The 14,997-nt window shown below is 63.7% G+C and carries 16 protein-coding genes and 1 pseudogene; 10 read left to right on the top strand and 7 right to left on the bottom strand.

Annotated features, from left to right (window positions below; genetic code table 11):
* Positions 1 to 15: 15 nt before the first annotated feature.
* Both FNH21_RS03425 and FNH21_RS03420 read left to right on the top strand, forming a co-directional pair.
* On the top strand, positions 16 to 390 hold the full coding sequence (locus FNH21_RS03425) for a universal stress protein (RefSeq protein WP_338403196.1): 375 nt from the start codon (positions 16 to 18) through the stop codon (positions 388 to 390).
* Positions 387 to 1,247 (top strand): universal stress protein, encoded by an 861-nt coding sequence (locus FNH21_RS03420; protein ID WP_191931574.1) that lies wholly within the window; start codon positions 387 to 389, stop codon positions 1,245 to 1,247. Before FNH21_RS03425 ends, FNH21_RS03420 begins: the two co-directional genes overlap by 4 nt.
* A 57-nt stretch (positions 1,248 to 1,304) precedes the next feature.
* Here FNH21_RS03420 and FNH21_RS03415 read toward each other — a convergent pair whose 3' ends face one another.
* Both FNH21_RS03415 and FNH21_RS03410 read right to left on the bottom strand, forming a co-directional pair.
* Complete coding sequence (locus FNH21_RS03415) at positions 1,305 to 1,748, bottom strand: universal stress protein (protein ID WP_338403195.1); 444 nt, start codon at positions 1,746 to 1,748, stop codon at positions 1,305 to 1,307.
* 167 nt (positions 1,749 to 1,915) lie between these two features.
* Complete coding sequence (locus FNH21_RS03410; protein ID WP_191931572.1) at positions 1,916 to 2,359, bottom strand: universal stress protein; 444 nt, start codon at positions 2,357 to 2,359, stop codon at positions 1,916 to 1,918.
* A 278-nt stretch (positions 2,360 to 2,637) separates the two neighbouring features.
* Here FNH21_RS03410 and FNH21_RS03405 point away from each other — a divergent pair, with 278 nt between their 5' ends.
* Complete coding sequence (locus FNH21_RS03405; RefSeq protein ID WP_152812319.1) at positions 2,638 to 3,078, top strand: universal stress protein; 441 nt, start codon at positions 2,638 to 2,640, stop codon at positions 3,076 to 3,078.
* A gap of 512 nt (positions 3,079 to 3,590) precedes the next feature.
* Here the strand turns inward: FNH21_RS03405 and FNH21_RS03400 are convergent.
* Positions 3,591 to 4,574, bottom strand: coding sequence for an aldo/keto reductase (locus tag FNH21_RS03400; RefSeq protein WP_152812317.1), 984 nt, complete (start codon positions 4,572 to 4,574; stop codon positions 3,591 to 3,593).
* Positions 4,575 to 4,660: 86 nt separating this feature from the next.
* Between FNH21_RS03400 and FNH21_RS03395 the strand changes: the two genes are divergently transcribed.
* Positions 4,661 to 5,074, top strand: coding sequence for a MerR family transcriptional regulator (locus FNH21_RS03395; RefSeq protein ID WP_152812315.1), 414 nt, complete (start codon positions 4,661 to 4,663; stop codon positions 5,072 to 5,074).
* A 114-nt stretch (positions 5,075 to 5,188) separates the two neighbouring features.
* Here the strand turns inward: FNH21_RS03395 and FNH21_RS03390 are convergent, their stop codons facing one another.
* Both FNH21_RS03390 and FNH21_RS03385 read right to left on the bottom strand, forming a co-directional pair.
* Positions 5,189 to 6,244, bottom strand: coding sequence for an intradiol ring-cleavage dioxygenase (locus FNH21_RS03390; protein ID WP_152812313.1), 1,056 nt, complete (start codon positions 6,242 to 6,244; stop codon positions 5,189 to 5,191).
* A 109-nt stretch (positions 6,245 to 6,353) separates the two neighbouring features.
* Positions 6,354 to 7,685 carry a HupE/UreJ family protein gene (locus FNH21_RS03385; protein ID WP_152812311.1) on the bottom strand — a complete coding sequence of 444 codons (1,332 nt, stop codon included), beginning with the start codon at positions 7,683 to 7,685 and terminating at the stop codon, positions 6,354 to 6,356.
* A gap of 271 nt (positions 7,686 to 7,956) precedes the next feature.
* Here FNH21_RS03385 and FNH21_RS03380 point away from each other — a divergent pair, with 271 nt between their 5' ends.
* The 6 genes and pseudogenes from FNH21_RS03380 to FNH21_RS03355 form a co-directional block, all read left to right on the top strand.
* A complete protein-coding gene (locus FNH21_RS03380; RefSeq protein ID WP_152812310.1) occupies positions 7,957 to 8,568 on the top strand; it encodes a helix-turn-helix domain-containing protein in 612 nt (203 codons plus the stop codon).
* 373 nt (positions 8,569 to 8,941) lie between these two features.
* Complete coding sequence (locus FNH21_RS03375; protein ID WP_152812308.1) at positions 8,942 to 9,520, top strand: tautomerase family protein; 579 nt, start codon at positions 8,942 to 8,944, stop codon at positions 9,518 to 9,520.
* Between the two features lie 321 nt (positions 9,521 to 9,841).
* Complete coding sequence (locus FNH21_RS03370; protein WP_152812306.1) at positions 9,842 to 10,099, top strand: hypothetical protein; 258 nt, start codon at positions 9,842 to 9,844, stop codon at positions 10,097 to 10,099.
* A gap of 172 nt (positions 10,100 to 10,271) precedes the next feature.
* A complete protein-coding gene (locus FNH21_RS03365) occupies positions 10,272 to 11,021 on the top strand; it encodes a response regulator transcription factor (protein WP_152812304.1) in 750 nt (249 codons plus the stop codon).
* A 176-nt stretch (positions 11,022 to 11,197) separates the two neighbouring features.
* Entirely contained in the window at positions 11,198 to 12,595 is a 1,398-nt protein-coding gene (locus tag FNH21_RS03360) for a sensor histidine kinase (protein WP_241742711.1), read from the top strand.
* Positions 12,596 to 12,752: 157 nt separating this feature from the next.
* Positions 12,753 to 12,833, top strand: a pseudogene (locus FNH21_RS03355) (DUF4913 domain-containing protein); the annotation flags it as partial.
* Positions 12,834 to 12,887: 54 nt separating this feature from the next.
* Here FNH21_RS03355 and FNH21_RS03350 read toward each other — a convergent pair.
* Positions 12,888 to 13,808 carry a 2-dehydropantoate 2-reductase gene (locus FNH21_RS03350; protein WP_191931737.1) on the bottom strand — a complete coding sequence of 307 codons (921 nt, stop codon included), beginning with the start codon at positions 13,806 to 13,808 and terminating at the stop codon, positions 12,888 to 12,890.
* A 328-nt stretch (positions 13,809 to 14,136) separates the two neighbouring features.
* Positions 14,137 to 14,997 (bottom strand): D-alanyl-D-alanine carboxypeptidase family protein, encoded by an 861-nt coding sequence (locus tag FNH21_RS17005; protein WP_152812302.1) that lies wholly within the window; start codon positions 14,995 to 14,997, stop codon positions 14,137 to 14,139.

Genomic DNA, 14,997 nt, shown 5'->3' with positions numbered 1-14,997 from the left:
TAGAGCAGTTACCGCCTGGCAGTACCCATCGGCTTCGGCACCTTTGCGCCCGTCGACTGGAACCCCAACGAACTAGCAGAAAACGCCCTCGATCACGCACTGTCCGCCGCATTTCAAGACGCACCACCCTGCCGGGTGGAACGACGAGTCCTTCAAGGACCGGCGGCTCAAGTGCTCATCGACGAAAGCGAGCACGCATTGATGGTCGTTGTCGGCTCCCGCGGGCATGGTGGCTTCGCCGGGCTTCTCCTGGGCTCCGTTAGTTCCTCAGTCGCGGAGCGGTCCGCTTGCCCGGTCGTCATCGCCCACGGTTCACTCCGGAGTCGAATCCAAGCGGATGAGTCCGGATGCACGTCCGTTGCCGATCAGGTTACGACGGCTCCAGTATGACCTCCGGTGCGGACTTCTCGGTCCGGGGCCTCGAGCGAAAGCCTGTCGTCGTTGGCTATGACGGCTCTGAAAATGCCCGGAAGGCGGTTCTGTGGGCTTCCCGCTATGCGGCGGTAGCCCACCTACCTCTCATGGTCGTCCATGCGTGGATCTGGCCCTACTTCACGCAGAACCTGGGCCCCGTGGCAGGAATCAAAGACAGCGGGCTACGTCGGGAAGCGCAGCGAGTTGTTACAGAAGGACGTGACCTAGCGGTTCGTTCTGAGCCGGATCTTCCGGTGCATCAGCGACTGGTCATCGGGTTTCCCTCCAAGACACTGACCGAATTCTCCCGAGAAGCTTCCCTGCTCGTCATCGGCACCCGTGGTCTCGGCGGATTCGCGGGGTTACTGATCGGGTCCGTGAGCTTCCACCTCGCAGCAAGCGCGGACTGCCCCGTGATGGTCGTTCGCGAAGCCCGCCCCACTCGCGACATTCTTCTGGTCGGTGTCGACGGTTCAACCGAGAGCGACCAGGCAGTACTTTTCGCAGCGAATCTCGCGCTCACCCTGCGAAAGCATGTCCAGCTTCTACACGTGCAGCCCCATCCCAAAGACCCGCGACCTGCTACAGCTCGTGAGGAAGAGGCAGCTGTGCTGGACCGGGCAGCGGCCCTGCTCAAGGGGCACCCCGAGGTCCACTACACCCGGGACTCTGTCGTTGCTGTCTCTGTTCCTGGGGAAATCGTCCAGTGGTCGCATAACGCGGCCTGCGTCGTGCTCGGGGCCAAGGGAGGCAACACGCTGGGTGCGAGACTTGGGTCCACCGCCCACGCTGTCCTCCACCATTCCCGCGGCAACGTCGTTGTCGTCCGGTAGGGCCTCCGGTAAGGCTCAGATGATCCCTCTCGCCCGCATCTGGTCTCTACCCCGTGCTCAGAGCTTTGCCGTTCTTGGCACGACTTCTTCCCCGTCAGCCAGGCGGCGAGGGACAACGAGAACAGGGCACTGAGCGCGGGATACGCAGGCGCTGCTCACGGAGCCAAGACCACGTACGGGAACTCTGCCATTGCCTCGGCGCCCAACGATGAGCAGGGCGGCGTGGCGGGAGGCCTCAAGTAGTGCCCTGGCGGGGCGGGCAAACACCACAGTGGTCCGCAGCCGGGGAGGCGTCTCGTACCCATACGCGGCGACAAGGGCTCGGTTCAGGTCACGGCGAGTGACATCGGCGAATTCACCACTGCCGAAGGGCATCAGTAGCGGGTCTGCGGCAGGGTAGTCCCACGTGGTGATGACGTGAAGGGTCGCGTTGAGAAACGGCGCGAGCGTCCCTGCGTACCTTAAAGCTTCGATTGACTCCTCGGACCCGTCGACTCCCACCACCACTTCATGGTCAGCTTCTATCCGCACCACCGCACCCCTCCTCTGTAGGATCCCGACCCGCTACGCCGTAAGTACCCTGCCGCGACCTCGTCCACAACGGTGTCCATCGTCAGCAGGCCCTTGCCTGGCATGAGAAGAGTGCCGTATCGGAGTGGGGCGATCCATCAGATCGACCCAGGGGCTTCTCGCACGACGAGTACAGGACAACGTGCCTCCGAAATACAAGCTGTGCTGACCGATACGAGGAACAAGTGGTGTAGGGACCCGCGGCCGTGCCGACCCACGATGAGAAGGGCTGCATCGCGGGAGGCATCAATCAGAGCCTGAACAGGGTGTGCGTACACGACGGAGCTTTGGAGGTCATCGGGCACATCGCCTCTGAACGCCGCGTACAGGGCGTTACTGAGGTGCTCCTTCGCGACCTCAGCGAATTCGCTCGTATCCAGAGGTACATAGCCTGGGAACTTGGGTGGGTAGTCCCACGCGATGACAACACGAATCGTGGCGCCTAACGCCGGCGCCAGCTTCTGAGCGCACTGCAGGGCGCTGACCGATGAAGGAGAACCGTCCACCCCTACAACGATCTGCGCGCGGGTCAGGGTACGCACACGCCGCCTCCCTCCGGCTATCCGAGTGAATGCACGCCGTTCTGTCACCCGACAATGCCCTGCGCAGGGGCCAGGGACTAGGGCCTTTCGACCTCAACCTCGATTCGGTCCGAAGCCATGTTCTCGCCAGCACTAGGGGCTCCTAGGCGTTGATAGCACTGCTCTAGGCGTCACGGAGCAACCGTAAACAAGGCGGGCCCAAAGGCCCTACGCACCGGCGCACGCGAGGTGCAATCTACAAGGAAGAAAGTACTACCGACCAACAAAGGAGAGCCGTAATGTCGACCGATTCCCCCTCACGCATCGTTGTCGGAGTCGATGGATCGGACGCATCCGTGGAAGCACTGCGCTATGCGGCCACCTTCGCACCAGCGCTAGGAGCCACCATCCATGCCGTCGCTGCCTGGGACTATCCGGCGGAGTACCCCGGGTACGTACCAATGGGCACCAGCGAATTCTCCGACGCTGCCCACGCCCATCTCAAAACGGCGCTGGAGTCCGCCTACGGTAAGGACACTCCTGAGGGCCTGGACAGCACGGTGATCTTTGCGCATCCAGCCAAAGCTCTCGTGAAAGCCTCCGAGGATGCCGCGATGCTCGTCGTCGGGCGCAGAGGGCACGGTACATTCCGCGGGCTGCTCCTCGGCTCCGTCAGTGGCGCCTGTGTCGCTCACGCGAAATGCCCTGTCCTCGTCGTCCACACCCCTTCCCACCCCTGAACCGACTCAGCCTGCAGAGCGATGTTCAGAGCGGTCACAGCCATCCATCACCTTCCGACCAGAGAAGCCTCGCCATGAAGCAGCATCAAAGACCGGCACGGCCTCGCGCACCGCGGGAAACGCTGACTCCCGCTGAACTCCGAGCCCGAGGAGAATGCAGGAAGGAAGCGGAACGCAAACTCGCGCTTCATAAAGAGGCTTACCGTAAAACGCACCCATCTCCTCGAGAAGAGAATTCACCCCACAACGCCTCCTTCCCGTAGGCGGCGGCGCGTCAAGCTGCCGCTGATTCTCTTGGCACAGGCGGATTCTGCTCGAACTTTAGGAGCGCAATAATTGAGCAGAAGCTCACAGCGTTGCTCCCAATCAAGCGAGACCCCACTGGGTGTCCGGAGCCCGCAGAGAAGCATCAGGACCTCGCCCGCCCCGACACCGTCTCGGATTCCCCCTAGTCCTGTTCAAGATGCAGTAGCGCTTCGAGACTCACGATCAGTGACTGAAGACATTCAGGTTCAGCCGCGGTCGCGAGCCATTCCTGCTTCTGTGTTTCGCGCACCGGTAGCGGCTCCATGAGGCGACACAGCATCAATGCGGGCTAGGTCTTCGCTGGTCAGCTCGATGTCGGCGGCGGCAGCGTTCTCTTCCATTCGCGAGACTTTTGTCGTTCCCGGAATGGGAACAGTGCCGGCTTGGATGGCCCAGGCGAGGGCAAGCTGCGCCGGTGTGATGTTTTTTTCCTTCGCGATCAGTCGGAGAGCGTCAACGATGCGTAGGTTCGCCTCAATGGCCTGATCAGAGAATCGGGGGAGGTTGCGGCGGGCATCACCCTCGGGCAGGTCGGCCTTGCGCATAACGGTTCCACCGAGGAAGCCTCTGCCGAGTGGCGAGAACGGGACGAAGCCGATACCAAGTTCGCGGGCGGTGCTAAGGACGCCGTTGTGCTCAGCGTCTCGCTCGAACAGGCTGTATTCGGACTGGATCGCGGTGATGGGGAACGTCGCATGAGCGCGACGCAGGGTATCAGCGGATGTTTCGGAGACACCGATATAGCTCGCCTTTCCCGCGGTGACGGCTTCACTCATTGCCCCGATCGTTTCCTCGATGGGCACGTTCGGGTCGGCACGGTGCAGGTACCAGAGATCGACGTGGTCAGTACCAAGGTGCTGCAGTGACCGGTCGATGGCACGGTGCGCGTGCTCGGGAGAGCCATTCAGACCCAGAGGTGTCCCGTCGTCGGTGAAATCGGAGGCGAACTTCGACGCGATGACGACCTTCCCCCGGTCGGCTCCGAGTGCCCGCGCGAGAAGCTTCTCGTTCTCAAACGGGCCGTACGCCTCCGCCGTATCGAACAAGGTGACCCCAAGGTCGAGGGCCTTGCGGATCGTTTCGATGGATCCGGCCTCTGTCGCACCGCCGTAGAAGGCGCTCATTCCCATGCACCCGAGTCCGAGGGCGGAAGTGGTTAAGCCTTGCGAGCCCAGAGTGATCTGTTTCATGCTGGCGTCTCTTTTCGTGTTGGAAGGACGGACACCACGAGCCTCAACCATGGTGTACACACCATGTCAAATGCCACACTTGGAAGATGCTCCTTCCTGCCATCAAGGTTCCTCAACCGGTCACCATCAGCGCCGCCGCTGATCTGCTCGGAATCACCGTCGACACGATCCGGTACTACGAAAAGGAAGGAATCGCTCCCGCCCCCAATCGCAGTGCGGACGGGTGGCGGCGCTACGACGACAGAGCTCTGGCGTGGCTTGCGGGAGTGGTCATGCTCCGAGGAACCGGGATGAACGTTACCGAGATGCGTGAGTACGCGGCGGCCTACCGGGCCGGAGCCACGGACAAACAGCGGCTCGCGCTGCTAGAAGCGCATTACGAGACGGTCATGGCGCGGCAGGCGGAAGTTCGTCGACACCTCGACGCTCTCGAACGAAAAATAGAGGCCTACAAGGGTGTGATCCATAGAAACGATCAGGCCCACGTGATTGATCGTTGAGATACATCCCATGAACGACCGCCTATAGAACCCTCGAGCGCGAGAATGCGAGAATGCGAGAGGCGGCGCGTCGTTGATGCGTCATCAGTGTGGTCGCGCACTATGCGGGGATGCTCAGCTGGCGGGTGTGGGTGTGGCCGTGTCGGTCGGCGCTTCCTGGGTCGTGTCGGTGGGAGGCGTCCCGCCGAGGCCACTTTCAGGGGGTGTGCTGCCCATGCCTCCTGGGGGAGTCCCACCCATCCCGCCGCGCATTCCTCCGCCTGCTGCGGGTGTGGTGGTCGTGTCTACTCCCACCGTGAGGCTGATCTGGTATCCGGAGGTCGAGTCTCCGGTCACGGTGGCGAGCTGCAGGGCGCCGCTGTCATCGCTGAAGACGTTGTCGGAATCCAGGCTGACTCGGGAGAGATTAGAGGTCGAACCTTCGTAGCCGGTGAGGGCGTATACGGTTTGGCTGACGTCTTGAGGTAGGGCGACCTGGGAGGTCGCGATGGCTTTGGCCGAGTCGGTGATGTCGGCAACGTTCGGGTAGATCTCGAAGTGGATGTGAGGCCAGCGCCCGGTGTAGCAGGCGGGGAAGATCGACGTGTACGTCACGATGCCGTTGGAGTCGGCTACCTGCACGCCGCGCAGGTACGTTTCATTCTCGATACCACTTGAGTACATGGAGTAACCACCGGCGGCGTCGCAATGCCATACGTATACGGCGGCGTCTTTGAAGGGAAGGTTGCCGTTGGCAATGTCCACAATGGTGAGGGTCAGGGTCATCGGTACGCCGGCCGCTGTGGTGCCACCATCGATGCTCGAACGGATATCGGTGCGGACGATGCCTGATTCCTTAAGCACATTGGCACCGTTGGATCCGTCTCCGGGGTAAGGGCCGGCAGTTTCGTCCGGAATCTCTCCCACGATCGAAGCGCCCGATGACGCAGACGCGGTGGATCCGGCTGTGGCGCTTGAGGTGGTGGTCCGGGTCGTGTTGGGCGTGCAAGCAGCTAGGGCCAGAGCCCCGACGCCGGCGCCGAACAGTCCGAGCATCGAGCGTCGGCTGACGAGTGTTCCGATGTCGAAAGCGACACCTTGGTCGACGACCTCCTCATCTGTCCGGTTGAGGAGCCGCCCCTCGTACATGGGGCCTTCCGGTGTGTTGTCCGGTTCTGGGATGTTGCTCATGATGCCTCACTCGGTTTGTGGACTGGAATAGTTCCAGCCTCGACGGCTTATCAATGGGAGGGCTTTGCCGCAGCTATGCGCCACCTTTGAAGCGTGCAGAGCCGAGGCATCAATGCCGGCCGAGGCCGTATACCTTGTCGGCTCGTCGCATCGCGGATGGTCGTTCTGGGGCGAAGGTGGTTCCGGTTGGCCGAGATGCGGTGGCAGTACGGCTTGTCAGCCAGGCGGTGATTGCGATGCCGGCGAGGATTACAGCGACGGCCCAGGAGTTGTTAATGAGTGCTTCTTCGAGTCCTGTGATGGGACTGGTGAGGATGCCGGTTCGGTCCAGGACCCAGAACCCGGCAGCGGTGAGGGCGACGAGGGCTATCCCGGTGCGTACCTGTGTGCCCCACGTGGTGCGTGAGATGAGGTAGATGGAGGGGAAGACCAAGGCGACGGTCGCGAGTTGAGCGAGCTCCACGCCGACGTTGAACGCGAGCAGGGTGAAGATCGACAGGGTCCCGTCGAACCCGAGGTCGGTGAGGATACCGGCGAACGCCAGTCCATGGACCAGCCCGAACAGGCCTGCAATGAGGACTTCTCCGCGATGGATGAGGGGCCTGATGGCGTGGAGGGCTGCAACGGCTACGGACGAGGCGACGAGAATTTCTACGGGCCCGGACGGCAAGGCGATCCACCCAAGGGCGGCGGCGATGAGCGTTAACGAGTGTCCGATGGTGAAAGCCGTCACCACGCCGATAACATTGCGCAGCGATCGCCCGAATCCAGCGCGCGGGATCCACCGCCCCCTGATGCTGACAACAAGGGGTGCGACGAGCAGAAGTGTCGTGAGGAACAGCAGATGATCTGCTCCGCTGAGGACGTGGTGGAAGCCGTAACCGATCATGTCCATCAGCCCCGGTTCGACAGCATCACCGATGGTTAGGGTTTCGTCGGAGGCTGTGATGACACCTGGTGTTGAGATGGAGCCTGCTGCGTCGGTGAGGACGACGACCGCTTCATGGGAAGCATCGGATTCGATGATGCCGTGGTAGTCGATGACCAGACTCGAGGGGTCGACGTTGCCGGTATCGAAGCTGACGTCGACACTGAACGACTGAATTCCCTCGACGGATTCCACCACAGCATCCGAGTAAGTCTCAGACCATGTGGTTCCATCGGCCCCGGTCACCGTGAGGTGCTCGTCGATGTAGTCCGTGATGGCGTCGACCTGGGCGTCGGTCAGCTCGGTCGCTGTCGCGTAGGAAGTACCAAGAGCCGTATCGAAAGATTCCAGCGCGACCGATACCGTCGCTTCCGCCGAGTCCTCAGTCAGGCGCACCGCGATGGTACTGCTGTCCAGGCTGTGTGCCTGCGCTGAGGTGGCAGGAATGAGTGTCAGCGCGGTGGCGGCGAGAGCAGTAGAAGCGGTCAGGGCTAATCGTCGGAAAGATCGCATGAACCAAGGCTCATCGCACTTGCTTTGCTCAGCCTGTGACCAGCATTAACCCCAACCATGCCTATATACCTGGCCAACACCGATCTCCATGCAGCGATGAGTTGAGCGAGGGAGTGGGGGAGCGGTTGTCCCTCCGATCGGTGTGTCTGACCCACCGACGGCGCAGATCTGCTCATATCCGAGCCATGGGTAGTTCATAGGGTTTCGAAAGGAACGGGTTCGAGGCTTGAACCATCAACTCCACTCGGACCAGCCTGGAAGGGCCAACACCATGAACATCAAGATGAAACTCGCCGCTCTCAGCCTCGCGGCCGGTCTCGCCCTCTCCGGGTGCGCAGCCGGGACCACCGCCAGCTCGACCACGGACTCTTCGGCAACCACCACGTCCTCCAGTGCCTCCGCCACAGCCACTGAGTCAGCCGCCGGCTCGACCATCGGGACCGGAACACCGCTCGAAGGCGGTATGCCTGCCGGCGGCCCGGGCGATGGCGTCGATGCCTCCAGTGTCACAACCGAGGATGAGCTCATCGCGCTGATCCAGGAAGCCTACGGCGATGCCGGGTTGGACCTGCACCGCGGCCACATGCCGGTACAGGACGTCCTCGACGAGGTCCTCACCATCTCCCACGAGGAACTGCACGTGCGCATGGAAGCCGGCCAGAACCTCTCCGACATCGCCGACGAGCTCGGCGTCGGCACGCAAACCCTCATTGATGCACTGGTCGAATCGTGGAGCCCTGCGATCGACAACCTCCTCGCGTCCGGCACCATCACCCAGGAGCAAGCCGACGCCTACGCCGCCGCGCTCGAGGAAGCCTTCACCTACCGCGTCACGTGGGACGGAGAAGAAGCCACCCCCACCTTCGACGGCTTCACCGCCTAACTCCTGCAGCGACAACACTCTCAGGACCTCTTTCACTACACCCGTACAACAGCTCAACGAAGGCCCCGGCACACGCTGGGCGCCTTCGTTGTGCCAGCGCTGCCCCCGGCACCTGCATCGAGAAACTAGCGCTGACCGGCCCGAGTCCGTACCCATATCGAGCACCATGCAGCTGGTCTGCCTGGTTTAGAACGCGCAGGGGCCAGCAGCAGCGCAGCACAGAAACCGCCCTTAGTTCACAGCCCAACGACAGGTGCCCGACAGGGCACACCTAAAGTGCAAGCCCAAATTCGTAGTAGTCCCTCCTATCGGGACTGCTACCACCAGGAACGACTACCAAGGCCGCGTAGCGGCACAGTAAGGAACACACATCATGTCTACCCCGAAGAAAATCGCCCTTGGAGCAAGCGCGGCTGCCGTCGTCCTTGGCGTGAGTCTCGGCGCTACCGGTATGGCGTCGGCGGCGACCACCGGCTCCGCCCCCACCTCAACGTCCTCGGCTACCGCGGAAGCCACCACCGGCGACGAGACAGCCATGGACCGCAAGGGCGGACCCGGACACGGACCTGGACAGGGACGCGGACAGGGCGGTGTCGACGCCGCTGCACTGGCAACGAAGCTCGGCGTCGACGAGGCGGCGGTGACCGACGCCTTGCAGGCCGCCAGAGACGCCGCCGAGTCGGACGCCGAGACCACCGAGGGCGAGAGGCCTGACAGGAAAGCGCTTCAGAGTGCTGTCGCCGCAGCGCTGGCCGAGGCGCTCGGACTGGATGAAGCAACCGTCCAGACGGCCATCGATGAGCTTCAGGCGGAGAGGACTGCTGCTCGATCCGCGGCCGTGCAGGAGCGACTCGACGCTGCGGTGACGGACGGATCTCTCACCCAGGCCGAAGCCGACGGCGCCGCTAAGGCGCTCGAGCTTGGCATCCTCGGCGGCGGAGGTCGCGGATAACCACCACCGCGCGCGGAATGGGGGCTAACAGCTACCGCACGTGAAGGACCAGCCGTCTCGGCGAGATAGACACCGTCAGAACTTTTGTCTATCTCCCGGGACGGCACGCTCGTGTAAGGACGCCACCAAGTGTCTCGACCACGTGCGCACCGAGACCGTACTAGGCCGGCGCTCAGACGTTTATTCGTCAGCCGATTATGGATCTCTCCGAGTCGATCTGAGGATGTCAACCTGCACAGCAGCTGCACAGCTTCGGGAAAGGCACGTCCTAAGCCCGAACGGCACAGTGGAGGAACAACCACAGCCAGCTAGGAGAACACCATGATCAGCTACCGACCCACCCCGGAAATCGCCGCAGGACGCAAGGGCATCAGGGCCGCGATTAGCGCGGTGGCCCTGGCCGCGGTCCTCGGGACCACGGCCTTCGCGCCCATGGGAGCCGATACCTCTGTGGCGTCGGAAGCCCGCGCCGGCGTGATCGTCGGGACCACAGTTCCCGCCGAACAGGCGCTCATCCGGCGCCAGGACACCGGGGGCTCCCTCGACGAGGGTGCTGCGGCCGGACCCCTGACCGTCTAACACGCCGCTCGGGAGCTCCCGCCGTGCGCCGTCTTCCGTAGGGGATACTGGACCGCAACGCCGGGCCCGCACAGCCTCTCAAGCAACCACCGGCACCGTCGGCATCACCGGCATTTCCGGCACCGGCATCACGGGCACCGATGACATGATGAAAGACACCAAGGTAGACATAATGGCCGACGGCTCGCACCACTCCATGATCGACAACCTGCCGCGCCTTGCCCACCCGGACGGTACCCCCATCAGGGCCCTCGTCGTCGACGACGAAACCAGCCTCGCGGAGCTCGTCAGCATGGGGCTGCGCATGGCGGGATGGAGCGTCACCACGGCGAACGACGGCGCCACAGCGGTGTCCGCGGCGCGTGATTTCCGCCCCGATGTGCTGGTACTCGACGTCATGATGCCCGGGGTCGACGGGATCGACGCACTCAAGAAAATCCGCGCCTTCGCACCGAACGTGCCCGCGCTGTTCCTGACAGCAAAGGACGCCGTCCAGGACCGCATCTCCGGGCTCTCCGCCGGCGGGGACGACTACGTCACCAAGCCCTTCAGCATGGAAGAACTCATGCTGCGCCTGCACCGGCTCGTGCAGCGCTCCGGGGTTGCGGCATCGGACTCCGCAGAACTCGTCGTCGGAGACCTGGTCATGAACGTCGACACGCGGGAGGTGACCCGCGGTGGCGAGGACATCACACTCACGTCAACCCAATGGGAGTTGCTGCGCTACCTTATGGAGAACCCCCGCCGCGTGCTCAGCAAGGCCCAGATCCTCGACAACGTCTGGAACTACGACTTCGGCGGTCAAGCAAACATTGTCGAGCTCTACATCTCCTACCTGCGCAAGAAGATCGACCTCGGACGTCCCTCTATGATCCACACTGTGCGTGGCGCCGGGTACGTCATCAAGCCCACGGTCCCGTGAGTCCTTCCCCCGCGCCTGAGCTGCCAAGCACTAACCCGTCGGTCCCCGTGTCCACTCTCGGACGAAACCCTCAATCGGGACTCAGCACTCCCGGTGTCTCCGGGTCCACATCGTGGAGACACCGCCACCGACGACTACACCTGCGAACCAAGCTGATCCTGGCAACCCTGGCACTGTTGACCGCGATCTGCATAGCGATCGGCGTGTTCAGTCACCTTGCAATGAGCAGCTACCTGACGAGCCAGCTCGATGAGGCACTGACCCCGGCCGCAGGGCGGGCTGGCTTCTCCAACGGTCCACCGCGCGGGCAAGCACCGGATTTTGATGACGTAGACCCCGAGAATGCGGCCGGCCAAAGGCCAGGCACGTTGAACGCGGTGTTCGACGACGGCGAGGTGCAGAACTCCGCGCTCGTGCAGGACGACGGCAGCACAGAACCCCTCACCGACGCAGACCTCGACATACTCGAGTCAGTGAATCCGGCTAGCCAGCCCCAAGAGCTCGTGCTCTCATCAGGGCGATATCGGGTCGATGCAGCGGCGCTGGCCTTTGGCCCTGATGCAGGATCCATCCTCGTGACCGGGCTGTCCACCACCGAGCGCGACAATACCCTCGCCTCCCTCGGCATCACCGTGGCTGGGCTTTCCCTCATCGGGCTTACGCTGACCGGCCTCGCCGGAACGGTCATCATCCGCCGGTCCTTACGTCCGCTCGAGGAGCTCTCCGCGGTCGCGACCTCGGTGTCCAGGATGCCGTTGTCCTCCGGCGAAGTGGCCATCCCCGTGCGGGTGCCTTCCACGGCAGCGCAGCCCGGAACGGAGGTCGGCACCGTCGGGATCGCCCTGAACGAAATGATCGACCACGTCACCAGCGCGCTGCGCCAGCGTCAATCCAGTGAGATGAAAGTGCGGCAGTTCGTCGCGGACGCGAGCCACGAGCTCCGCACGCCGCTCACGTCCATCCGCGGGTACACCGAACTGGTTCTCATGAGCGAGACAGTCAGCGCGGCGGGACGCTCCGCCCTCGAGCGCGTCGACAGCGAGTCCAAGCGCATGTCCTCCCTCGTCGAGGACCTCCTGCTACTGGCGCGCCTCGATGAGGGCCAACGCGGTGAGGTGTCCGACGTCGACCTGACGGAACTCGTGATCGAGACAACAAGCGACGCACGGGTAACCGCGCCTGCGTACATCTGGAGCCTTGATCTGCCGGAGGAGCCTGTCGAGATCCGGGCCGTCGAGCCGGAAATCCGCCAAGTGCTGATTAACCTGCTCTCCAATGCGCACAAACACACCCCACCGGGTACCTCGATCTCCACGGCCCTCACAGTCCGTGACCGGGAAGTGACGATCACGGTCACGGACTCGGGTCCAGGCATCGACCCGTCATTCCTGGACACCATCTTCACGCGCTTCAGCAAAGGCGACGATTCACGCGCGGCCGGAACCGGGAGCACCACGAGCACCGGACTGGGATTGGCGATCGTGCAGGCCCTCGTCGAGGCGAACGGAGGCGCGCTCAGCGTGACCAGCGAACCGGGCCGGACGCAATTCAGGGTGGATCTGTTCATCCCATAACCGTCGCCAGAAGCGCGCCAAGACCGTCTCTGTATCGCCTGCGGCGGCCCGTTTCCTCCGAGCACGCAAAGTGTTGCGCGAGTCGGTAAGTAAGGACTGGCAGGAGCGCCAGATAACCACCCCTCGAAGTGATTCGGTATCGCCGATGACTTAGGCGGTGAGTCGCCACAACGCCCTGTGGAGGGCGTGGGAAACCCTGAGGCTCGATCCCGGCACGGGCATGTCCGACTGGTGGCGGATTCACGCCGACGGCGGGGGACCCCGGCCCGAACATGTCTACCTGGGACGACCGTCACGCTGGGGCACTCAGCAGGAAGTTTGCCCTGATTGCGATCAGTGCCAGGTCAAGCAGGGGAGTTGGTTGCTGCAGGGTTCGGCCGCGCAGGGCGTAGTCACCGAGGATGTGGTCAACCTCGGAGGGAAGTCCTACTGTGAGGTCGCGATACAGCGATGTGGTGAAGGACGAGCCCCATTCAGTCAGCAAAGCCACCGCTTGTCGGTGTGCCGAATCCGACACGGGATGTCCTGCCCGCGCAGCGACAACCTCGAGCTCATCGATCGCCGCATGGATCGAATCCTCGCCGCCGGCTTCGAGAACGCGGCCTATAGGGGCGCGGAACAGGCAGTTGATGATGCTGGCAGCAGCGATGAACGCCCACTTGTCCCAGAGGGCACCCCTCACGTCGTCAGCGACGGACAAGTCGATACCTGGGGCGTCGAGAGCGTCCCGAATGTCTTCCGGTACCGGGATGTCAGTTAGGGATCCCACCATGAGTGAACTCATCGGCGTCTTCTGGTGGACGACGTCCCCGTCGAGGGTTGCCACGATGCGGGCCAGGCCGCCGAGGACCTGTCCCGGATACCGCCCCTGGAGGTGGTCGATGTGCGCCATGCCGTTGAGGATCGGGAGGATGCGGGTATTTTCATCGACGAAGGGGTGGAGGTCAGTGACCGCGGAGGAAAAGGCTGTTGCCTTCACCGTGATGAGCACCAGATCGAATGGCTGTTGCGTGGCCGCGGGAACATCCATCGCCGTGAGGACCTGCACCGGGTGTGTCCGGTCAGCTTCCGGGGAAACAAACCGTAACCCGTCCCGACGTAAGGCGTCGGCTTTGCGTTCGCGGACGAGGTAAGTCACGTCCCGCCCCGCTTCCTGCAGCAAAGTGCCGAATGCACCACCGGTTGCTCCTGCGCCTACAACGAGTATCCGCACCGCGATGACATCCTTTCGATCACGACCAGCAATCTCACGTGATAGCACGGGCGTATGCGCTGCAACTTCTCACATCCTGCCCGCCTGGGCACCCGGAAACGAACCAGCACCCGCTGAACCATAGTGCGCCAATGGGCCGAGTCGGACCTTCAATAAACCGCCGATAACTGACCTTCTGTAAAGCTAGCTTGACGGGACGGAACCACGATAAAACTTGTTTCGATCGACTACCGCTGGTCAAGGCGCTGGGGATATCTCTCTGGGCTGCCAGCCATTGCAGCGTCGAGTTGCGAGCCTCTGCAGAAAGTACCCGGATGGATGATCTGGATCAGTACGACGGCGCCGCCGGCAGCCCGAAGTGCTCCTCGAGGGTCCGGGTCCCGGCGTCCTGCATGGCGAGCGAGACGTCCCGTCCCACGAAGCGGAAGTGCCACGGCTCCGCCGAGAACCCGGTGGTCCCGTCGGAGCGGAGCGGGTAGCGGAGGATGATCCCGTACTCGGCGGCGTTCTCGGCCGCCCACCGGGCCGCCGCGGTGCCCGCGAAGCAGGAGACCAACGTGCACGCGCCGTCCGCCTGGCCGATGTCGAACGCGAGCCCGGTCTGGTGCTCCGAGTGCCCCGGCCGCGCGGAGACGGTGTCCGCGCCAGCCTGGTCACCGTACTGACCCACCCAGTACGCGTAGGTGGACTCCTGGTTCGCGTAGGACCGGTACCCGCTGACCAGGACGAGGCCGACGCCGTCGGCCGACGCGGCCGCGAACATCTCCTCCACGGCAGTGGCGGTGTCCGGCCGGAGCAGGCCGTTGTCGGTGGCCGTCGCGACGTCCGGCTGCCGCAGGCCTGACGGCGCGAAGTCGACGGGAACCAGGGGCCGGCGCTTGTTGACGACGACGTCGGTGGCTGCCGGATCCATGTGCGTGTCGGAACTGCGGGCGGGAGCCGCCGGCGACGGCGTCGCGGGTCCTGCGGCCGCCGTGTCCTCCGTCACGGCGGGACCCGGGGTGCGCTGCGCGGGCGCGGGGAGCACGCCGGGTGGCGCCGGCAGGTCTGCCGCGCCCTGGGGGATGCCGGCCGGGGCGGACGCGGCCGCCGTCGAAGTATCGGCCGCCAGGACATCAGCGGCGGGGGAGGAGCAGGCCGAGAGGCCGACGGCGAGCACGAGTGCCGCCGCCAGCGGTACCGCCCGCAC

Origin of the sequence: Arthrobacter bussei (assembly GCF_009377195.2) — a bacterium.
Lineage (GTDB): Bacteria > Actinomycetota > Actinomycetes > Actinomycetales > Micrococcaceae > Arthrobacter_D > Arthrobacter_D bussei.
The sequence above is the reverse complement of the archived record's forward strand: the minus strand, read 5'-3'. Positions and strand labels throughout refer to the sequence as shown.